General features: G+C 59.3%; 12 protein-coding genes and 1 pseudogene. 6 read left to right on the top strand and 7 right to left on the bottom strand.

What is annotated here, in order from left to right; translation table 11 throughout:
* Window positions 1-27 precede the first annotated feature (27 nt).
* On the top strand, window positions 28-462 hold the full coding sequence (locus tag BMS17_RS16985; protein WP_046026718.1) for a YhcB family protein: 435 nt from the start codon (window positions 28-30) through the stop codon (window positions 460-462).
* A gap of 99 nt (window positions 463-561) precedes the next feature.
* Here the strand turns inward: BMS17_RS16985 and BMS17_RS16980 are convergent, their stop codons facing one another.
* Both BMS17_RS16980 and BMS17_RS16975 read right to left on the bottom strand, forming a co-directional pair.
* Entirely contained in the window at window positions 562-1272 is a 711-nt protein-coding gene (locus BMS17_RS16980; RefSeq protein WP_046026719.1) for an OmpA family protein, read from the bottom strand.
* Between the two features lie 104 nt (window positions 1273-1376).
* Window positions 1377-2021, bottom strand: a complete 645-nt coding sequence (locus tag BMS17_RS16975; RefSeq protein ID WP_046026720.1) for an MBL fold metallo-hydrolase — start codon at window positions 2019-2021, stop codon at window positions 1377-1379.
* Window positions 2022-2231: 210 nt separating this feature from the next.
* Between BMS17_RS16975 and BMS17_RS16970 the strand changes: the two genes are divergently transcribed.
* From BMS17_RS16970 to BMS17_RS29925, 3 genes and pseudogenes are all read left to right on the top strand, one after another.
* The gene (locus BMS17_RS16970; protein ID WP_077431279.1) at window positions 2232-8072 is read left to right on the top strand and encodes a matrixin family metalloprotease; all 5841 of its coding nucleotides are present in this window, start codon (window positions 2232-2234) and stop codon (window positions 8070-8072) included.
* Window positions 8020-8277: pseudogene (locus BMS17_RS30965) on the top strand (hypothetical protein); the annotation flags it as partial. The gene BMS17_RS16970 and the pseudogene BMS17_RS30965, both read left to right, overlap by 53 nt.
* A 3-nt stretch (window positions 8278-8280) precedes the next feature.
* Window positions 8281-10323, top strand: coding sequence for a beta strand repeat-containing protein (locus tag BMS17_RS29925; RefSeq protein WP_371916730.1), 2043 nt, complete (start codon window positions 8281-8283; stop codon window positions 10321-10323).
* A gap of 100 nt (window positions 10324-10423) precedes the next feature.
* On the opposite strand, the gene BMS17_RS16965 is transcribed toward BMS17_RS29925, so the two are convergent.
* From BMS17_RS16965 to BMS17_RS16945, 5 genes are all read right to left on the bottom strand, one after another.
* Window positions 10424-13162 (bottom strand): LuxR C-terminal-related transcriptional regulator, encoded by a 2739-nt coding sequence (locus tag BMS17_RS16965; RefSeq protein WP_046033374.1) that lies wholly within the window; start codon window positions 13160-13162, stop codon window positions 10424-10426.
* A gap of 376 nt (window positions 13163-13538) precedes the next feature.
* Complete coding sequence (locus BMS17_RS16960; RefSeq protein ID WP_046033375.1) at window positions 13539-14903, bottom strand: DUF1329 domain-containing protein; 1365 nt, start codon at window positions 14901-14903, stop codon at window positions 13539-13541.
* Between the two features lie 28 nt (window positions 14904-14931).
* Entirely contained in the window at window positions 14932-16818 is a 1887-nt protein-coding gene (locus BMS17_RS16955) for a DUF1302 domain-containing protein (protein WP_046033376.1), read from the bottom strand.
* A 336-nt stretch (window positions 16819-17154) separates the two neighbouring features.
* Window positions 17155-18837: a fatty acid--CoA ligase gene (locus tag BMS17_RS16950; RefSeq protein WP_046033377.1), complete on the bottom strand. Its 1683-nt coding sequence runs from the start codon at window positions 18835-18837 to the stop codon at window positions 17155-17157.
* A 162-nt stretch (window positions 18838-18999) separates the two neighbouring features.
* On the bottom strand, window positions 19000-19629 hold the full coding sequence (locus BMS17_RS16945) for a LysE family translocator (protein ID WP_046033378.1): 630 nt from the start codon (window positions 19627-19629) through the stop codon (window positions 19000-19002).
* A gap of 315 nt (window positions 19630-19944) precedes the next feature.
* Between BMS17_RS16945 and BMS17_RS16940 the strand changes: the two genes are divergently transcribed.
* Both BMS17_RS16940 and BMS17_RS16935 read left to right on the top strand, forming a co-directional pair.
* Window positions 19945-20910 carry a 2-hydroxyacid dehydrogenase gene (locus BMS17_RS16940; protein WP_046030230.1) on the top strand — a complete coding sequence of 322 codons (966 nt, stop codon included), beginning with the start codon at window positions 19945-19947 and terminating at the stop codon, window positions 20908-20910.
* A gap of 33 nt (window positions 20911-20943) precedes the next feature.
* On the top strand, window positions 20944-21942 hold the full coding sequence (locus BMS17_RS16935) for a class I SAM-dependent methyltransferase (protein WP_046030228.1): 999 nt from the start codon (window positions 20944-20946) through the stop codon (window positions 21940-21942).

Raw genomic sequence — 21942 nt, 5'->3', positions numbered from 1 at the left:
GCAAAGCCGTTTATAGAGGAAGGACTCGTGGAACACTCGCTCTTAGTTTGGTTGTTACCGACTCTTGCCCTGGTTGTGGGTGTCGCCATTGGATTCCTGATCGCTCGCCTGGTGCCGAATGCCGCGCCGAGCAGCACGCAACGTCAGCTGGATGACATTCAGGAACGTTTCGACAGTTATCAGAACGAGGTGGTCACCCACTTCAACAGCACTGCAAACCTGGTCAAAAAACTGACTGCGAGCTATCAGGAAGTTCAGGATCATCTCGCCGAGGGTGCCAATCGCCTGGCCCTGGACGAGCAGACTCGCCAACGATTGCTGGCTGCCCTGCACGCCGACGCAGCAGTAGCCCCACGGGAGCGTCTGACGCCGCCGCGCAATCAGGAGCCGCCTCGCGACTACGCACCCAAGACCCCGAACGCGCCGGGCATGCTCGATGAGCATTACGGCCTGAAGAAGTAATCAGGTTTCGCGCGACACAAAAAAGCCCGCCCGATCTGTTGAGGATCGGGCGGGCTTTTTTACGCCTGGGGTTCAGTCAGGTTGGTAAAGGGATTGCGCTTATTGCACGGCACCATACTGCTGACCCGGGATCGCCTTCAAGTTGACTTCAACGCGACGGTTCTGTGCCCGACCGTTGGCATCACCGTTGCTGGCAATCGGGTTATCCGGGCCGGCACCGCGAGCCGAGAGGTTGGCACCGCTCACACCCTGCGAAGTCAGGTAGGTCGCCACGCTCTGCGCACGACGCTGGGACAGGTCCATGTTGTGCTGACGTGCACCGGTGCTGTCGGTGTAGCCGACAATCTCGATCTGGTTCTGGTTGAACTCTTTGAGCGAGCCCGCCAGGTTGTTCAATGGCTGATAGAAACCTGGGGCAATGTTCGCCGAATCCGTCGCGAACGTAATGTTGCCTGGCATGATCAGTTTGATCTGGTCACCCTGGCGCTGCACTTCAACCCCGGTGTTGGCCATGCTGGCACGCAGCTTTTTCTCTTGCTGGTCGGCGTAGTAGCCATAACCGGCGGCGGAAGCACCCACCACTGCTGCGCCGATCAACGCGCCCTTGCCACGGTTATCGTGGTTGATGGCGGCACCCGCCAAAGCGCCGGCCAAGGCGCCGAGACCGCCGTACTTGGCGGTTTTGCTCATGCCTTGGGAGCCGCTATCAGCCTGACCCTGGCTTTGGCCATTGTAAGGGTTGGGCGAGGCGCAGCCAGACAGCAAGGCCACTGCAGTAGCGACAATAATCAAACGACGCGTGGTGAACATTAAGAGCTCCTACTTTTTTGCATTCTATGGTGCAACGGAATTAAGCATTGGACCTTTGCGGGCGTTGGATCGCCTCGCCGGTCAAAAATTCCCTGTGTTACAAATCAGGCTCGCACAAACGGATTTTCGCGCATTTCATCACCCAAACGCGTGTCCGGACCATGGCCGGTCACCACCGTCGCGTCTTCGTCAAGGGTATACAGCCGCTGCTTGATCGACCGCACGATGGTCGCCTGATCGCCTCCCCACAAATCCGTGCGCCCGACTCCGCGACGGAACAACGTGTCTCCGGCGATCAGCAGCTTGGCCTCTGAAAACCAGAAACTCATGGAGCCTGGCGTATGACCCGGCGTGTGCAACGCCACGCCACACCCGCAGGCCAGCTCTTCATCATCGGCCAACCATCGGTCCGGCGATGGCACTGGTGTGTAAGGCACACCAAACATCTGACACTGCATCTCCAGGTTGTCCCAGAGGAATTGATCTTCTTTATGCAGGTGCAGGGTGGCGCCGGTTTTCTCTTTCAACTGACCGGAGGCCAGGAAATGATCAAGGTGCGCGTGGGTGTGGATGATACTGACCACCTTCAAGCCCAGTGCGTCGAGGCGCGCCAGGATCAGTTCATGGTTGCCACCCGGGTCGACCACGATCGCTTTTTTGCTGATCGGGTCGCCGATGATCGTGCAGTTGCACTGCAAAGGGCCGACGGGGAAGGTTTCGCGAATGAGTGCAGGGGTTGTAACGGTCATGGGAACTCGATGGCCTGTATCAGACAGTAGGCAGTCACGGTGACTCAGGATTCTACGCCACTCGCCGATACAGTTCGCCAGGCCAATTACTTGACGTCAGCAAAAAAAAAGTAGTGGCCAGATGATGTCAACCGTGCCGATTCTGGTGCAGAATTGTACTTTTGTAGCGGCCGCACCCAGGAAGGGCCGCAGCGCACTCAGGAATTTCGCATGCCTTCTCCTTCTGGTTACTCGTTTAGCTTAAATTCGTCACTAACCGGCAACAAAGCAGTCGACAGCCTGCTGGCCGGATCCTACTGGCTGGGTTCCAACTGGACCATCGGCGGTCCGACAAACCTGAGCTATAGCTTTGTTGCTCCGAACACGTCTTACTTCGTGACCAACTACAGCCCGGATAACGAGTACAAGGCGATTTACACCCTGAGTTCAGATCAGCGCGGTGCGGTTATCAATGCGCTGGGGGCCTGGAGTTCCGTTGCCAACATCAACTTCACACAGACCACCGACGACATCACCAATGTCGGTGATTTGCGATTTGGTGGTTACTCGCTGATGAAGGACCAGGCGGCTGCCTGGGCATACATTCCCTCCAATTCGCCCAAGGGCGGAGACGTATGGATCGGTGATCCAAGTGATCCATACCCGATCAAAGGTTCCTACGATTACCTGACCGTCATCCACGAAATCGGTCATGCAATCGGTCTGAAACATCCGTTTTCGCCCAATGCGTTGAACTCCACAATACTTGACCCGTCGCTGGACGATGTCCGCTACACGGTCATGAGTTACAACAGCAACTATTCCTATCTGCCGACGACACCGATGCTTCTGGACATCGTTGCCATCCAGGCACTGTATGGTGCCAACACCCATAACCAGGCGGGCGATACTGTCTATCGCTGGGACTACTACAAAAGCGTATTCGAGACCATCTGGGATTCGGGTGGTACCGACACGATCGATGCGAGCAACCAACTGAGCGGCGTCAGCCTGGACTTGAATGAGGGCGCGTTCAGTTCGATCGGTATCGCCTTCGACTACTACGCAGACGGGACCACCTACTCCTTCAACAGTGGACTTGCGATTGCTTACGGCAGTCAGATCGAAAACGCCACAGGTTCAACGTTCAACGATGTCTTGAAAGGCAATGCCCTGAACAATGTCCTGGATGGCGGAACCGGTGCAGACCGCATGTATGGCGGTGCAGGCAACGATACTTACATCGTCGACAACAAAGATGACGTGGTCGTCGAGACGGGGTCTTCTCCCCTGGAAATCGATTCGGTTTTGTCCACCGTCAGCTACAACCTCGCCTTCAGCCCCTATGTCGAGAACCTTACGCTGCTGACCAATGGCAACCTCAATGCCACCGGCAACGCCTCGAACAACACACTCACAGGTAACGCCGGCAATAACATCCTCGATGGTGGCACCGGGGCAGACACGCTTATCGGTGGTGCAGGCAATGACACTTACATCGTCGACAACATCGGCGATGTCATCATCGAAACCAGCACCCTGGTGAGCGAAATCGACACCGTGCTGGCCTCGGCGAGCTTTACTTTGAGCGCCAACCTGGAAAACCTGACGCTTACCGGCACCGACCTCGCTTTTGCTATCGGTAACACGCAGGACAACGTGTTGACTGGCAATGCTGGCAACAACATCCTCAATGGCGCCGCCGGTATCGACACGATGATCGGTGGCAAAGGCAGTGATGAATACATCCTCGACCAGAGCATTGAACTGACCCTGGTTCAGGAAAATGTCGGCGAAGGCACCGATACGCTTTACCTCACCTACGACGCGAACGCCCAGAACAGCCTCGTCGACATGAACGTGGCCACCCTGCAAAACTTCGAAAACGTTCAGGTGTTGGGCTCCGGTGCATTTAACGTCACCGGCAACGACCTGGACAACACCCTGACCGGCAATGCCTCTGCCAACACATTGATAGGGGGGTTGGGCAACGACACCCTCAATGGTGGTGCAGGTGCCGATACGCTGGTCGGTGGGGTCGGCAACGACACCTACATCTTTGCCGACGCTGCGGACACGGTGATCGAAGCCGAAAACGAAGGCACCGACCTGGTCCAGACCAACGTCAGCTACACCCTGGCCGCCAATGTCGAGAACGGCCAACTGCTGGGCAGCGCGCAGGTCAACCTGACCGGCAACAATCTGAACAACAGCCTCACCGGCAACAGCGCAAACAATATCCTCGATGGCGGCGCCGGTGCAGACATCATGGAAGGCGGTGCCGGTAACGACACCTATTACGTAGACAACGTCGGCGACGTGGTCACCGAATACATTGTCTTCCCCGACCAAGTCGATACGGTGATTGCCTCTATCGATTACACCTTGGGCAATAACGTCGAGAACCTGACCCTCACCGGCAGCGCCAACCTCAACGGTACCGGCAACAACCTCAATAACATCATCACCGGCAACAACGGCAACAACATCCTCAATGGTGGTGCGGGCACCGACTGGTTGATCGGCGGCACCGGTAATGACACCTACATCGTCGACAGTGCCGGCGATGTGGTCAGCGAGACCAGCACCCTGGTCGGCGAGATCGACAGCGTGCTGTCCTCGGTAACCTTCACCCTGGGCGCCAACGTCGAAAACCTGACCCTTGCCGGCAGTGCCAACATTGATGCGATCGGCAACACCCAGAACAACGTCCTGACCGGCAACGCCGGGAACAATACCCTCAATGGTCAAGAGGGTGCAGACACCATGGACGGAGGTGCTGGTAATGACGCCTATATGGTGGACAACATCGGCGACGTGGTCATCGAGCAAGGCACCTCGGCCTCGGAAGTCGACACGGTTTACAGCTATGTGGATTACACCCTGGGCGCCAATGTCGAGAACCTGAGCCTGATCGGCGCCAACATCAGCGGCACTGGCAACAGCCTTAACAACGTCCTCAAAGGCAGCGCCGGCAACAACATCCTGGATGGCGGCATAGGTGCCGACTTTATGGCCGGCGACACCGGCAATGACACGTACATCGTCGACAACCTCGGCGATGTGGTCAGCGAAACCAGCACCCTGGCCGGCGAGATCGACACTGTGCAGTCCTCAGTGGGCTTCACACTCGGCGCCAACCTGGAAAACCTGACGCTCACCGGCAACGCCAACATCAATGGTACCGGCAATAACCTCAATAACACGTTGATCGGCAACGCCGGCAACAACGTTCTTTTCGGTGGTGCAGGCGCCGACTTCATGGCCGGTGGTACCGGCGAAGACACTTACTACGTCGAAAACGTCGGCGATGTTGTCAGCGAAACCAGCACCCTGGCCGGCGAAATCGACACTGTGTTTTCCTCGGTGACCTTCACCCTGGGCGCCAACGTCGAGACCCTGATCCTCAGCGGCAATGCCAACCTCAACGGTTATGGCAACAACCAGAGCAACGCACTGTCCGGCAACGCCGGCGACAACATCCTCGACGGCATGGCCGGTGCGGACACCCTGGATGGGGGGGCCGGCAACGACAGTTACGTGGTGGACAACGTCGGTGACGTGATCATCGAGCAAGGCACCTCGGCCACGGAAATCGACACGGTCTATTCCTACATCGATTACACCCTGGGCACCAACGTCGAGAACTTGAGCCTGATCGGCGCCAACATCAGTGGCACTGGCAACAGCCTCAACAACACACTCAAAGGCAGCGCTGGCAATAACACCCTGGATGGCGGTGCGGGTGCCGACTTCATGGCCGGCGACACCGGCAATGACACCTACATCGTCGACAACCTCGGCGATGTGGTCAGCGAAACCAGCACCCTGGCTGACGAGATTGACACCGTGCGCTCGTCGGTAAGCTGGAGCCTGGGCGCCAACCTGGAAAACCTGACCCTTACCGGCAGCGTCGACCTCACTGGCAGCGGCAACAGCCTCAACAACGTGCTGACCGGTAACGACGGCAACAACGTTCTGGACGGTGGCCTCGGGATCGACACGATGATCGGTGGCCGGGGCAACGATGCCTATGCCCTCGATCAGAGTGCGGAACTGGGACTGCTACAGGAAAACAGCAACGAAGGCATCGACACCCTTTACCTCGCCTACAACGCAACAGCCCAGGGCAGCGTCGTCAATCTGAGCGCGAGCAACTTGCAGAACGTCGAAAATGTCGTTCTGGTAGGGACAGGGGCCTTTACCGTCATTGGCAACACGCTCGACAACGCCCTCACCGGCAACGCATCCAGCAATACGCTATCGGGCGGTGCGGGCAACGACATACTGGACGGTGGCGCAGGCGCCGACAGCTTGTCGGGTGGGACGGGCAACGATATCTACATCGTCGATAACATTGCCGACGCCGTGGTCGAAGGCGCCAATGAAGGTGTTGACCTGGTAAAAACCACCGTCAGCTATACCCTTTCCGACAACATCGAAAACCTGACCCTGACTGGCAATGCCAGCCTCAACGGCTACGGCAACAGTCAGAACAACGTGCTGACCGGCAACGCCGGCGACAACATCCTCGACGGCATGGCCGGCGCGGACACCCTGGACGGCGGTGCTGGCAACGATGCCTACGTGGTCGACAACATCGGCGACGTGGTCATCGAGCAAGGCACCTCGGCCACGGAAATCGACACGGTCTACTCCTACATCGATTACACCCTGGGCAACAACGTCGAGAACCTGAGCCTGATCGGCGCCAACCTCAACGGCACCGGCAACAGCCTCAACAACACCCTCAAAGGCAGCGTCGGCAACAACACCCTCGATGGCGGCGCGGGTGCCGACTTCATGGCCGGCGACACCGGCAATGACACCTATGTCGTCGACAACCTCGGCATCGAGCAAGGCACCTCGGCCACGGAAATCGACACGGTCTACTCCTACATCGATTACACCCTGGGCAACAACGTCGAGAACCTGAGCCTGATCGGCGCCAACCTCAACGGCACCGGCAACAGCCTCAACAACACCCTCAAAGGCAGCGTCGGCAACAACACCCTCGATGGCGGCGCGGGTGCCGACTTCATGGCCGGCGACACCGGCAATGACACCTATGTCGTCGACAACCTCGGCGATGTGGTCAGCGAAACCAGCACCCTGGCCGGCGAGATCGACACCGTGCGCTCGTCGGTGAACTGGACCCTGGGCGCCAACCTGGAAAACCTGACCCTCACCGGTAGCGCCGACCTCAATGGCAGCGGCAACACCCTGAACAACGTGCTGACCGGGAACGACGGCAACAACATTCTGGACGGTGGTCTCGGCATCGACACGATGATCGGCGGCCGGGGCAACGATGCCTACGCTCTCGACCAGAGTGCGGAACTGGGACTGGTGCAGGAAAATGCCAACGAAGGGACCGACACCCTCTACCTCACCTTCAATGCGAGCCAGAGCAGCGTGGTCGATCTGGGCCAGAGCAACCTGCAAAACGTTGAAAACGTCCTGYTACTGGGCACCGGCGCCTTCATGGCTTACGGCAACAGCCTGGACAACACGATCACTGGCAACGCCAGCGACAACATCCTCGACGGCAAGGCTGGCGCGGACACCCTGATCGGGGGCGCCGGCAACGACGCCTATGTGGTGGATAACGCCGGTGACGTGATCGTCGAACAAGGCACCTCGGCCACGGAAATCGATACGGTCTACTCCTACATCGATTACACCCTGGGCGCCAATGTCGAGAACCTGAGCCTGATCGGCGCCAACCTCAACGGCACCGGCAACAGCCTCAACAACACCCTCAAAGGCAGCGTCGGCAACAACACCCTCAATGGCGGCGCGGGTGCCGACTTCATGGCCGGCGACACCGGCAATGACACGTATATCGTCGACAACCTCGGCGATGTGGTCAGCGAAACCAGCACTCTGGTCGGCGAGATCGACAGCGTACGATTACACCCTGGGCGCCAATGTCGAGAACCTGAGCCTGATCGGCGCCAACCTCAACGGCACCGGCAACAGCCTCAACAACACCCTCAAAGGCAGCGTCGGCAACAACACCCTCAATGGCGGCGCGGGTGCCGACTTCATGGCCGGCGACACCGGCAATGACACGTATATCGTCGACAACCTCGGCGATGTGGTCAGCGAAACCAGCACTCTGGTCGGCGAGATCGACAGCGTGCAGTCCTCGGTGACCTTCACCCTGGGTGCCAACGTCGAGAACCTGACCCTCACCGGCAGCGCCAATCTCTATGGCTATGGCAACAACCTGAACAACGTGCTGACAGGCAATGCCGGCGACAACATCCTCGACGGCATGGCGGGTGCGGACACCCTGGATGGCGGTGCCGGCAACGACAGCTACGTGGTCGACAACGTCGGTGACGTGATCATCGAGCAAGGCACCTCGGCCTCGGAAATCGACACGGTCTATTCCTACATCGATTACTTCTTGGGTGCCAACCTCGAGAACCTGACCCTGATCGGTGCCAACCTCAGCGGTACCGGCAACAGCCTCAACAACGTCATTAAAGGCAGCGCCGGCAACAACATCCTCGATGGCGGAGCGGGTGCCGACTTCATGGCCGGCGACACCGGCAATGACACTTACATCGTCGACAACCTCGGTGATGTGGTCAGTGAAACGAGCACCCTGGCCAGTGAGATTGACACCGTTCGGTCGTCGGTAAACTGGACCCTGGGCGCCAACCTGGAAAATCTGGCTCTCACCGGCAGTGCCGACCTCATCGGTATTGGCAACAGCCTCAACAATACGATGATCGGAAACGCTGGTAATAACACTCTGGATGGTGGTGCAGGCGTCGACTTCCTGGCCGGCGGCACCGGCAACGACACCTATTTTGTCGACAACGTGGGCGATATCGTCAGCGAAACCAACACTCTGATCAGCGAGATCGACAGCGTGCGGTCCTCGGTGACCTTCACCCTGGGCGACAACGTCGAGAACCTGACCCTCACCGGCAATGCCAGCCTCAATGGCTATGGCAACAGCCTGAGCAACGTGCTGACCGGCAACGCCGGCGACAACATCCTCGACGGCATGGCCGGCGCGGACACCCTGGACGGCGGTGCTGGCAACGATGCCTACGTGGTCGACAACATCGGCGACGTGGTCGTCGAGCAAGGCACCTCGGCCACGGAAATCGACACGGTCTACTCCTACATCGATTACACCCTGGGCAACAACGTCGAGAACCTGAGCCTGATCGGCGCCAACCTCAACGGCACCGGCAACAGCCTCAACAACACCCTCAAAGGCAGCGTCGGCAACAACACCCTCGATGGCGGCGCGGGTGCCGACTTCATGGCCGGCGACACCGGCAATGACACCTATGTCGTCGACAACCTCGGCGATTACACCCTGGGCGCCAATGTCGAGAACCTGAGCCTGATCGGCGCCAACCTCAACGGCACCGGCAACAGCCTCAACAACACCCTCAAAGGCAGCGTCGGCAACAACACCCTCAATGGCGGCGCGGGTGCCGACTTCATGGCCGGCGACACCGGCAATGACACGTATATCGTCGACAACCTCGGCGATGTGGTCAGCGAAACCAGCACTCTGGTCGGCGAGATCGACAGCGTACGCTCTTCGGTAAGTTGGACCTTGGGCGCCAACCTGGAAAACCTGACCCTCACCGGCAGTGCCGACCTCACTGGCAGCGGCAACAGCCTCAACAACGTGCTGACCGGCAACGACGGCAACAACGTTTTGGACGGTGGCCTCGGTACCGACACGATGATCGGCGGCAAGGGCAACGATGCCTACGCTCTCGACCAGAGTTCGGAACTGGGACTGGTGCAGGAAAACGCCAATGAAGGGACCGACACCCTTTACCTCACCTTCAATGCAACGGCCCAGGACAATGTGGTCAATTTGTCTACAAGCAACCTGGTCAACGTTGAAAACGTTATGTTACTGGGCACCGGTGCCTTCACGGCCCTGGGCAACAGCCTGAATAACTCGATCACCGGCAACGGCCAAAACAACATCCTCGACGGTGGCGCGGGTGTCGATACCCTGACCGGTGGTGCTGGTGGCGATACGTTCGTGTTCGGTGCCGTCAACCAAATGGGCACCGGCGCCAGCCGCGACGTCATCACTGACTTCAGCAGTCTGCAAGGCGATAAAATCGATCTGACGAAGTTCGATGCCAACCTGCTGCAGGGTGGTTTCAACGGTTTCACCTTTATCGGTGCCAATGACTTCACCGGCGCAGGACAAGTGCGTTTCATCGATCACGTGTTGTCGGGCAACGTCAGTGGCAACGCGGGGGCAGACTTCGAAATCCAGTTGGTGGGCGTCAACACGTTCAACGCCAACGATCTGGTGGCGTAAGCCTCGATAGAAAGACCCGACCTGTCGAACAGGTCGGGTATACAAACAAAAACGCCCCGACTTGATCGGGGCGTTTTTGTTTCAAGTGCACTGTTTTCGGCTAAACCAACACGCCTAATGCCTTCGCCCGTGCCACCGCCTGCGTACGCCGTTCCACCCCAAGCTTGCTGTTGATATGACTCGCATGGGTTTTAACCGTGTGCAGCGAAATGAACAGCTGGTCGCTGATTTGTTGATTCGAGCACCCTTGGGCAATCAGCTGAAGAACCGCCAATTCACGCGCGCTGAGCTGCTCTGCCCCCGAACACGACTCCACTGTCGGACGAAGGGCCACCGACGGTAGTTTTTCTGCAAGTTGCTGCGAAACATCCGTCGCAGCACTCAATTGCAGTTGCCCACGCAGCCAGCACGGATGTTCAGCCAGCAACCCGTCGAACGGTTGCAAGGCGCCACCGGTCGCCGCTTCCAGCGCCTGGGCCAGTGCCTTGCGGGCCTCGGGTTCGCGCCCGCTGGCCAAAAACAAGGTGACTTTTTGAGTCAGTGCCAAGGTGCAGAGCATTTGTCGGCCAGATTGCTGCCCATGCTCGAGCAATGCATTCAACCGCCCTTCGGCGATCATCAATTGCCCTTGAATGACGTCCAGCAAGGCTTGCTGTAACTCGATATGCAGCGGCAACTGTGGATGGAATTCCGGTGGCGCTGCGGCGTGCTCACCGGTGTAGGTCTGCCCCAGGCGCGCCAGCCAGGCTTCGGCCAGATCGGTGCGCCCCTGGGCCAGCCATAGTTCACATTTGACTAGGGTAATCATTGCCAGATAGTAAATCGGTGGCACGTCCCAGATGTGCATCAGGCGCTCGGCCTCGGCCAGTTCGGCGAAGGCGTTGGCGAACTCGCCGCTGCTGCCCTCAAGCCGGGCGATCACACAATGGCCGATGAGCACGCTGATGTCGCGACAGGCACGCGCTTCACTCAGACCCGCTTGCAAGCGCGACCGAGCGGCTTGCGGTTGCATGCGCAAGGCCAGCAAGAGCCCTTCGTATAACGTCAGCCGTGCACGTACCGCGTAAAGTCGTTGTGGGGATAACCCTTGCAGGCGTTGCAGCCCCTGACGGACCTCTTGCAACGAGCGCAGGATTTCCCCGCGCGCCTGCAACACACGGGCGCGATCGTAATGGGCCAGTGCTTCAAACAACGGGTTGCCGACCCTTTGTGCCAATTCCAGCGACTCTCGATTCAAACTGCGCGCGCGCCACAAATCGCCGTCGGCAATGGCCAGGTTGGACAGGGTCGAGAGGCACATCAAGCGTTGTCCGTAGCGCTTGGCCGGCAGGCTCTGCAGCGCTTCGGTGCAATAGAGCAGCGTCAGTTCGCGATTGCCACGCCCCCGGGCGATGATGCCACTCAGGGCCAGCCACTGCGCCAGCATCGACTTCTGCGCAGTGGCCGAAGGGGCCGGCAGGAAGCGACTCAAGTGAGCCGCCAGTTCCTGCGCCGCGTCCAGCTGACAGGCCATCCCCAACGCCCAACTGTAGAGCACGATGAGCCTGGGCGTGCTGATCAACAAGCTATCGGGCAAGTCCATTTTCCAGCGCAACAGCATGCCGACGTTTTGCTCGGCCAGCAGTTGTTCCTCCGAGAGGTTTTGCACCAGGTTCGCGGCAACATCCAGATGCCCGGCACGCAACGCCTGCTCCACAGCCTCGTCGAGCAGCCCCTGGGCATTGAACCAGCGACACGCGCGTAAATGCAGACTGGCGACCGGCACTATCGTCTGAGCGGTAGGCCGAGTGCGCAGCAAGTCAGAAAACAGGTGGTGATAGCGATACCAGTGGCCGTGCTCGTCCAGCGGCACCAGAAACACTTGGTGTGCCTGAAGGAATCGCAGAATTTCGGCGCTGTCATGGGCTTCGCGTACCGCGTCGCAGAGCTCGCTGCAAAAACGTTCCTGAGGCGCGGTGTCATAAAGAAACTGCTGCACTTCAGCCGGCAGACAATCGATGACCTCTTCGAGCAGGTAATCACGAATCAGCCCTTCCCCACCGTGCAGCGACTGTGGCAATGCGCTGTCAGTCCCCGCCTCGGAGGCTGCCAGCAACCAGAATCGCAGGCCCGCGACCCAGCCTTCGCTACGCTGGATCAGATTTTCCAAGGCCTCGCCACGCAATGAGCTGCTGTGGCGATCAAGCAACGTGAGCGCTTCCTCATGGGTCAATCGAAGGTCTTGCTCATGCAGCTCGAGCAGTTGGCGCGACAGGCGCAAGCGCGCCAGGTGCCAGTCCGGACGCTGTCGACTGGTGACCATGACCAGCAGGCCATCGGGCAAGTGATTGAGGAAAAACTGCAGGCAACGATCGAGTACCGGACCTTGCGCCAGATGATAGTCATCGAGCACCAGCAGCAAAGGCGTACTGGGCGACAGGTGGAAGGCCAGCTCATCAAGCAATCCATCCAGCCATTCTTCAAAGGCGAACGGCTGATGACGCTGGCGCATTTTCAGTAGACCCAACGCCTGACAGCCCAATGTCGGAAAGTAGTCCTGAAGCCCTTCGAGCAACCGCTCAAGGAATCGCCCCGGATCACTGTCTCGAGGGCTCAACCCCAGCCACAGACTTCGCCAATGCTCCGGCAGCGCCTGACAGAACTCTACCGCCAATGAACTCTTGCCGAAGCCGGCAGGTGCGCTGACCAGCAACAGCCTGCCACCGAGACCGGCACTCAGGCGCTCGCACAAACGAGGCCGCAGCACATGGCCGTCGGGCAATGGGGGCCGAAAAAAGCGTCCGTCCAATGTCGCGATGGAAACGCTTGATGGGCCCGGGGATGAGGACAGATCAGTCATGGCCGGCTCTTGTTTGAATTACGGGTGGCGGCGTTGCAGATGTCCGCAGACTAGCGGTAAACGGATAGGGAATGAAGGTAATTGCTACAAATGGCTACAAAAAGTCTACAAGCAAATATGTCGATCAATCCGGCAACCACACTGCCCCGTAGCAGCTGCCGAGCCTGCGAGGCTGCGTCCGGCTGCGCAGCAGTCGTGAAATCAATCGTTGCGACTCTCCAGAACTACCTTGCACTCAGCTTTTACGACTGCTGCGCAGCCGGACGCAGCCTCGCAGGTTCGGCAGCTGCTACACAGGCCTTTATGAACGTCCAAAAAAAAACGCCCCGAACCAGTCGGGGCGTTTTTTGAGGATGCGGCCTCTGATCAGTACAGGTTAGCGAACCCCGTCCTGACGCAGTGCAGCAGGTGTGAAGTCGCTGGTGGTAGCGGTGAAGCCGAAGTCATACGCCGACTTCTCTTCGTTCTTCATGCCCAGCGCCAGGTAGCGACCCGATTGCAGGTCGTACAGGGCTTCCAGGGTGTACCACGGCACTTGCACGTTGTAATACTGCTGGGAGTGAGCTTCCGCCACACGCCATAGCTGATTGCGACCGTCATAGTGATCGATCACAGCGGCTTGCCAGGTATCTTCGTCGATGTAGAAGTCACGTTTGGCGTAGATGTGACGCTGGCCTTCCTTCAAAGTAGCGACCACATGCCAGACCCGACGCAACTCGTAACGCGACAGGTCCTGGTTGATGTGACCGGCCTTGATGATGTCGTCGTACTTCAGGCTCGGCGAGTCGAGCTTGTAGCTGTCGGAGGCGATGTACATCTCTTTTTTGCCTTCGAGCTTCCAGTCGTAGCGATCCGGCGCACCGTTGAACATGTCCAGGTTGTCGGAGGTACGCAGGCCATCCGCCGCGGTACCCGGCCCGTCATAGGACACTTGTGGTGCACGACGCACACGACGCTGACCGGCGTTGTAGACCCACGCCGAACGCGGTTCCTTCACCTGATCGAGGGTTTCGTGTACCAGCAACACACCACCCGCCAGACGTGCCGGCGCGGTCACTTTCTGCTTGAAGTAGAACAGGATGTTGCCCGGGTTTTTCGGGTCGTAGTCCTTCATTTTGTCGCGGAACACGAACTGATCCTGGAAGTACACCAGGCTGTACGAGCCGTTCGGCTGTGGCGTGGCCTGGGTCACCAGACGGGTCACACTGCCGCCACGATAGCGGGTGATGTGGTTCCAGATGACTTCCACACCGCTTTTCGGAATCGGGAACGGCACAGCGGTTTCGAAGTTTTCCAGACCGTTGCCACCGGACACCAGGGTGGTAGTGGTGGCGTTCTTCTTGATGGCGGCGAACACGTCATCCGGCACGGTGGAACCGCGATGGGACGGATAAACCGGCATCTTGTAGGTTTCCGGGTAGCGCTTGAACATCGCGTACTGGCCCGGGGCAAGCTTTTCCTTGTACTGGTCGACGTTCTGCGCCGTGATGGTGAACAGCGGTTTTTCACTGGCGAACGGGTCGGACAGGAAACCTTTGCTGTCGACGGTGCCGGCGTTTTTCGGCATTGGTTTCCAGGCCGGGATCGAACCGTCGGCATTACCCGCCATCTCGGCCCCCATCGGGGTCAGGCTCTTGCCCAGCTTGTCGGCTTCGGCCGCAGGGACCGCCGCCATGACGCTCGTCGCCAGCAGCGAAAGCCCCAGAACACCAGCGTGGAACAGACTCTTTGTTATTTTCATATGTGTGTTCGTCCTGAAAAAACAGTGCTTAGAAGTTCACGCCGACGCTGAGCGCAACAAAGTCGCGGTCATCTACGGTGGTGTACTTGCCGTCGAAGAAGTTGGTGTAGGCCAGGCTCGCGTTGTAGGTGTTCTGGTACTCGGCATCGACACCCAGGCTCACCGCTTTACGACCTTCCTCAAAGTTGCCGCCAGGACCTGGCGAGTAACCGTCTACGTCGTGGGACCAGGCCACGTTAGGCTTGAGGTTCACACCGGCGAACACGTCGTTGTATTCCCAGATCGCACGACCGCGGTAGCCCCACGAAGTCGCCGTGGTGAAGCCATCGCTGTTGCAGTTGCGGCTGCGGTTGTTGGTGGCGGTGCCCGGACCGGCGCCGTTGATGGTGCTGGTGTTGAGCGCCACGCACGTATTGACCGCGCCAGTGGCTGGCAACATACCCGGACCATAGACCGGATCGCGGCCATAACGGACGTCGTCGGTACTTTCCAGGCCGCCGACGTGAGTCACGCCCACTTCACCGACCAGGGTCAGACGGCTGGCGCCCATGACCTGATCAAAGAAGTGCGTCAGGGTGGTCTGGAATTGGGTGACTTCTTTACGGTTGTAACCGTGCAGATCTTGACCCGGAGCCGCAGAGAGCAACGAAGCGTTACCCAGTGCGCCGCCCAAAGGACGTACACCGGCGAACAGGATGTCAGTGGAGTTCAACTGCACCGGCGCGTTTGGACGGTAGCTGAGTTCACCTTGCCACGCGGTACCGGTAGGCAGGGTGGTGGAGAAGCTCAAGCCATAAAGGCGAATGTCTTCAGGGTATTCGATGAAGTACTTCGAGTTACCGGCCACCAGCAACGGTGCGAGTGCGGCGAAGGGACCTGGCAGGGCAGCCGCCGTGTTATAGACCGACTGAGGTGCACCGGTGGCGCTGAAGATCGGCGCACGGCTGTGGTAGTTCATGAAGTAGGCACCGAACTCGGTGTCCAGCGGGTCGAACATGTACTTGAACGACGCGCCCCACTGGCCGCTGTCGCGGGCATCACGATCACCGCCACGCCGAACCAGAACACCTTCTTCGTTGACGTCGACACCCGCAGTGGCCAATGGGCCCAATGCAACGGCTGGAATCTGCGAACGTTTGTTCAGCACTCGCAAGTTGTTGTCGCAACCGTCGGCCACGATGTCTGGCTGAGAGAAGAACGTGCCGCAGTTATCGACGACGGTCTGGTCCCATTCCAGTTGGTAGAAGGCTTCAGCCGACAGGTTCTCGGTCAGGCTCTGCGACACGTAGAACATGTTGACCGGGATCAGGCCTTCCTTGATCTCGGCGCCTGGACGACGGAACGCGGACACGTCAATCGGGTTGATCGAGTTGATGCCGCCGCCGATGAAGGTACTTTCACCCCAGCTCACCACCTGCTTGCCCAAACGCACGGAGCCCGGCTGATCGGCAATGGAGTAGTTGTGATAGACAAAGGCGTCGAGGATTTGGCCGCCGGAAGATTTTGCGCCCTCTTTGCGACCGTCGTTTTCGACGTTCTTGAATTCCAGGTCTTCGTCTTGCAGCGCGAAGTCGTACCAGTATTTGCCCCGGACAAAGACGCCGGTGTCGCCGTATTTCAGTTCAAGGTCATGGATACCCTTGAAGATCTTCGAGAACGCTTGCCCGCTCTTGAAGTTCAAGTGACCGTCATCGGAGGTCTGTGACAGGCCGTGCCCGCCGTTGTTGACGCCAATCAGGTTCTTGTTCGGCGACTGAGTGGAGACGCTCATACCCAGGGAGAGCGACGAATCGAACTGACCTTCGATTTCACCAACGTTGAAACTGACGCCGAATGCAGGCCCGGCGAGCGTAGAGGCGAGACTGACCGCCAGAGGCAATTTCGCCCGGCGCCAGAACGTGTTTACTGATGTCATCGACGCTACTCCATGTGCATTATTGTTATGGCAGTGAGTACTTCTAAAAACGTTGTGGGTGACGGGGAGCCAAGGCGTCCCGAAGTCACTCCAAAAATGCATCGCCCCGTTTTGTACGTGAGCTCCGTTCTTAAAAATCCTTGAGCGGACTATAGCCAGCAGGTAGTAGAGCTTGATCCCTCTAAAGTGTGATTTGCAGCTGCCGGCCACTCTGGAACAGTCCTTTGCCAGTCCGACACCTGTCGGCACGCCAAGGATGGCTGAAAATTCGGATTTCACAAGCCAAGCGCTTGCTTGGTGGGCCTGGCGTGCCCTTTCGGGCACACCGGGAGACGCTTAAAGCGTCGAGAGAAAGGCGCTGTTATTGGCCTGCCATTCAGTGATGTCGAGGCGGATGCGCTTCTTGTCGAGCTTGCCGACGCTGGTCTTGGGAATTTCAGTAACAAGGGCAATCTGGCTGGGAATCGCCCACTTGCTCAGGTGCCCCAACTCCACGAATGGCTTGAGGTGTTCCTTGAGTTCCCGGGCCCCGATCTCATACCCATCGCGGATCACCAGCAGCGCAAACGGCCGCTCGCCCCACTGCGGATCGGCGATGCCCACCACTGCTACTTCACGTACCGCCTCGTGGCGACTGATCAAGTCTTCAAGGTCCAGCGACGAGATCCACTCGCCACCGGTCTTGATCACATCTTTGATGCGATCACGAATGTCGATCACGCCCATGCTGTCCAGCGTCGCCACGTCGCCGGTATGCAGCCAGCCCCCGGCCCACAGCTCGGCGCCCTTCTGCGGCTCGTTGAAGTAACCCTCGGTCAGCCATGGCGCACGCAGCACGAGTTCGCCCTGGGTTTCGCCATCGGCGGGCAGGAAATTGCCGTCGGTGTCGACGATCGCCGCCTCGACAAGAGGCCCCGGTACGCCGGCCTTGATGCGATAGGTGGTGCGTTCGTCTTCGCTACCCGCCATCAACTCATCGTTGAGGTGAGCACACGACACCAGTGGCCCGGTTTCCGACATGCCGTAAGCGGCCGTCAACTGAATGCCCTTGGCCTTGGCCGCGTCGTACAGGGTGCGATTCAGTGCGCTGCCGCCGATGACAATTTTCCAGCCGCCGAAGTCCGTGCCTTGCGCCGCCTTGGCATTGAGGACCATTTGCAGAATGGTCGGCACGCAGTGGGAAAAGGTGACCTTCTCCTTTCGCCACAGCTCCACCAGGTATTCCGGATCGTAACGGCCCGGATAAACCTGCTTGAGCCCGAGCATGGTCGCCACATACGGCAAGCCCCAGGCATGCACATGGAACATCGGGGTGATCGGCATGTACACGTCGTTGGTGCCCAGCAGGCGTACGCTGTCGATGGCGCCCATGATCGTCGAGACGCCCATGGTGTGCAGCACCAATTGCCGATGGGTGAAATACACACCTTTGGGATTACCGGTGGTACCGGTGGTGTAGAACGTGGTCGCGACCGAGTTTTCGTCGAAGTCCTGGAAGTCGTACCGGGGACTGGCCCCCGCCAGCAATTGCTCGTACTCGCCGACCAGGTTGGGCAGGTCGGCGGTCTTTTCCGGCAGGTCGGTGAGCAGCAGGGTTTTCTCGACCGTGGTCAGGTGCCCGGCAATCGCCTGGTACAGCCCCACGAACTCGCTGTTGACCAGCACAAAGCGGTCCTCGGCATGGTTCATGGTGTAGAGGATTTGTTCCGGCGACAGACGCACGTTGATCGTGTGGATCACCGCGCCGATCATCGGGATGGCGAACATGCATTCCAGGTATCGATGGCTGTCCCAATCCATCACCGCCACGGTATCCCCGGCCTTGACGCCGGCTGCCGTCAACACGTTGGCCAGCCGCGCAACCCGCTCGATCAGGGTCGGATAGCTGTAGCGCAACTGGTCGCGGTAGATGATCTCGCGGGTTTTCTCATAACGAGCGCCGGACATCAGCAGCCGCTTGATCAGCAGCGGATACTGGTAAGCGCCTTCGGCTGGGGGGATAACGCGAGTCTGCAACATAAGAATCCCTTTTCTGACTGCACGGTGTTGGCTGAATGTTAAGCACTCTAGTGCCCTTCCATGACAGCCAAATCAGCCAAAGGAATGATTTGCAGAGCCGATCAAATGCTAGCTTTACGCCAGCATTTGTGGGAGTTCGATGTCAGTAACGCGCCGGCGCGATCAATGCATCTCGGTGAAAGCGAGCTTCACGCCGATGGCAATCAGCACCACGCCCATGGTCCGGTCGAACCAATGGCCCATGCGGGCGAAGCCGGCGCGCACACGCTGCTGGCTGAACAGGCGCGCCACCAGGCAAAACCATACCGCCGTCGCCGCCGCCAGATAAACCCCGTAACCGGCTTGCACCGCCAGCGGCGTGTGCGGGTTGATGACGACCGTGAACAGCGACAGGAAGAACAGCGTGGCTTTGGGGTTCAGACCGTTGGTCACGAAACCGGACGTGAAGGCGCCACGTGCGGTGCGTTCGCCGGCCTCCTTGTGCAGATTGTCATCGACCGCTTTGGCCGGTTGCGCACGCAGGGCCTTGTAGCCGATGTACAACAAGTACGCGGCAGCGGCCCATTTCAGCGCGTTGAACAGCACGATCGACTGGGACACGATCAGACCGATGCCGAGCAACGAATAGCCGACGTGGAGGAAAATCGCCGTACCGACACCCAGCGCCGTCCAGGTGCCGGCGCGACGACCATGGGTCACGCTCTCACGCACCACCACGGCAAAGTCCGGGCCGGGACTGGCCACGGCCAACAAGTGAATCAGGGCAACGGTCAAAAACTCTGTCCAGTACATCGGGGCTCCTTTGGGGGCAGATCGGTCGAAATGAAAAATCCAGGCTGACAACATCCCTGTAGCAGCTGGCGAAGCCTGCGTTCGGCTGCGCAGCAGTCGTGAAATCAGGCACCGCGCTCTTACAGGAAGTCCGCATGCTCTGTGTTTACGACTGCTGCGCAGCCGAACGCAGGCTTCGCCAGCTGCTACAGGGATGTCGGTGCTTCATCGCATAGCGCGTCAACTTAGCTACTTTTGTGCAATGGGTAACTATTTGTTTCATCTGGTAGGCTCGGCAGATTACGCCTTCAGTTCAATGCACAAAAGGTACAGTTGATGACGAACTCTCGCCGCGCCGTTTTCCTCGACCACCCGTCCCTGGACCTCGGCGACCTCGACCTCGGCCCGCTGCAAGCCTGTTTCGACGAGTTGCAACTGTTCGCACAGACCACGCCGGATCAAGTGATCGAACGTATAAAGGGCGCCACCGTCGCCATCACCAACAAGATCCTGATCGATGCTGCCGCCATCGCCGCCAGCCCCGGGCTCAAGCTGATCCTGATCACGGCCACCGGCACCAACAATGTCGACCTCGCCGCCGCCCGCGCCCATGGCGTTACCGTTTGCAACTGCCAGGGTTACGGCACGCCATCGGTGGCACAGCACACGATCATGCTGCTGCTCAACCTGGCGACACGCCTGGCTGACTACCAAAAAGCCGTGGGTGAAGGCCGCTGGCAGCAAGCGAAACAGTTCTGCCTGCTCGATTACCCGATCGTCGAACTGGAAGGCAAAACCCTCGGCTTGCTCGGCCATGGCGAACTTGGTAGCGCAGTCGCGCGGCTGGCCGAAGCGTTCGGCATGCGTGTGCTGCTCGGTCAGATTCCCGGCCGACCTGCCCGCCCGGATCGGCTGCCGTTAAATGAATTGCTGCCGCAAATCGATGCGCTGACCCTGCATTGCCCGCTCAACGAACACACCCGCCATTTCATCGGCGCCCGCGAACTGGCCTCGATGAAACCCAGTGCCTTCGTGGTCAATACCGCGCGCGGTGGCTTGATCGATGAGCAGGCGCTGGCCGATGCGCTGCGCAAGGGTCATCTGGGCGGCGCCGCCACCGATGTGCTGAGCGTCGAGCCCCCGACAGCGGGCAATCCCTTGCTGGCCGATGACATCCCGCGATTGATCGTCACCCCGCATAACGCCTGGGGCAGTCGCGAGGCGCGGCAGCGAATCGTCGGGCAGTTGAGCGAAAACGCGCAGGCCTACTTCAGCGGTACAGCGCTGCGGGTCGTCAGTTGATAAACTGCCGCACTTTTTTTCAAGGAGCAGAGTATGGATCCGCGCAGTGAAGTACTGCTTCGTCAGGCCGAATTATTCCAGGGCTCGGTGTTACTCGCCGGTTTGCCCGCCGATGACCTGCTGGGCCGCTTGCCCGATGCCCACGGCTGGTGCTGGCACGCCGGCGATCAAGCCGCGCTGGACGCACGTTTCGCCGAGCGCAGCCATTTTGGTGTAGACGCCCCCGAGCGTGAGTTCGCAACCGCCGTGGTGTTCTTGCCCAAGTCCAAGGACCTGACCGACTACATCCTCAACGCCCTCGCCTCGCGCCTGGCCGGTCGCGAATTGTACCTGGTGGGCGAAAAACGCAGCGGCATCGAAGGGGCAGCCAAACAACTGAATCCGTTCGGCAAGCCGCGCAAGCTCGACAGCGCCCGTCATTGCCAGCTCTGGCTGGTCACGGTGGCCAATGCGCCAGAAGCCAAATCGCTGGAAAGCCTGGCCCAGACCTACGAATTGCCACTGGCTGAGGGGCCATTGAAAGTCATCAGTTTGCCGGGGGTTTTCAGTCACGGCCGACTGGATCGTGGCAGCGCGTTGCTGCTGGAGCACCTGGACAAGCTACCGAGCGGCCACTTGCTGGACTTCGGTTGCGGCGCGGGCGTACTGGGTGCCGCGGTTAAGCGTCGTTATCCGCACAATCAGGTGACGTTGCTCGACGTCGATGCCTTTGCCGCTGCCAGTAGTCGCCTGACCCTGGCGGCCAACGGTCTGGAAGCTGACGTCATTACCGGTGACGGTATCGACGCCGCGCCCATGGGTTTGAGTGCGATTCTGAGCAATCCGCCGTTCCATGTCGGCGTTCACACCGACTACTACGCCACCGAGAACTTGCTGCGAAAAGCAGCCAAACATCTGAAAAACGGCGGCGAACTTCGCCTGGTCGCCAACAGCTTCCTGAAGTACCAACCGCTGATCGAAGAGCACCTCGGCGTGTGCGCCATCAAGGCTGAGGGCCAGGGGTTTCGAATCTATCGGGCCAAACGCGGCTGA

The sequence above is a fragment of the Pseudomonas sp. C9 genome, from assembly GCF_002000165.1.
Lineage (GTDB): Bacteria > Pseudomonadota > Gammaproteobacteria > Pseudomonadales > Pseudomonadaceae > Aquipseudomonas.
Note: the sequence above shows the minus strand (reverse complement) of the source record. Positions and strands in the feature narration are given on the sequence as shown.

Excerpts from the sequence above, each read along its gene's own strand:
- BMS17_RS16975 (WP_046026720.1), bottom strand. The coding sequence starts at position 2,021 with ATGACCGTTACAACCCCTGCACTCATTCGCGAAACCTTCCCCGTCGGC.
- BMS17_RS16940 (WP_046030230.1), top strand. The coding sequence starts at position 19,945 with ATGACGAACTCTCGCCGCGCCGTTTTCCTCGACCACCCGTCCCTGGAC.
- BMS17_RS16980 (WP_046026719.1), bottom strand. The coding sequence starts at position 1,272 with ATGTTCACCACGCGTCGTTTGATTATTGTCGCTACTGCAGTGGCCTTG.
- BMS17_RS16955 (WP_046033376.1), bottom strand. The coding sequence starts at position 16,818 with ATGACATCAGTAAACACGTTCTGGCGCCGGGCGAAATTGCCTCTGGCG.
- BMS17_RS16950 (WP_046033377.1), bottom strand. The coding sequence starts at position 18,837 with ATGTTGCAGACTCGCGTTATCCCCCCAGCCGAAGGCGCTTACCAGTAT.
- BMS17_RS16945 (WP_046033378.1), bottom strand. The coding sequence starts at position 19,629 with ATGTACTGGACAGAGTTTTTGACCGTTGCCCTGATTCACTTGTTGGCC.
- BMS17_RS29925 (WP_371916730.1), top strand. The coding sequence starts at position 8,281 with ATGGCGGGTGCGGACACCCTGGATGGCGGTGCCGGCAACGACAGCTAC.
- BMS17_RS16960 (WP_046033375.1), bottom strand. The coding sequence starts at position 14,903 with ATGAAAATAACAAAGAGTCTGTTCCACGCTGGTGTTCTGGGGCTTTCG.
- BMS17_RS16965 (WP_046033374.1), bottom strand. The coding sequence starts at position 13,162 with ATGACTGATCTGTCCTCATCCCCGGGCCCATCAAGCGTTTCCATCGCG.
- BMS17_RS16935 (WP_046030228.1), top strand. The coding sequence starts at position 20,944 with ATGGATCCGCGCAGTGAAGTACTGCTTCGTCAGGCCGAATTATTCCAG.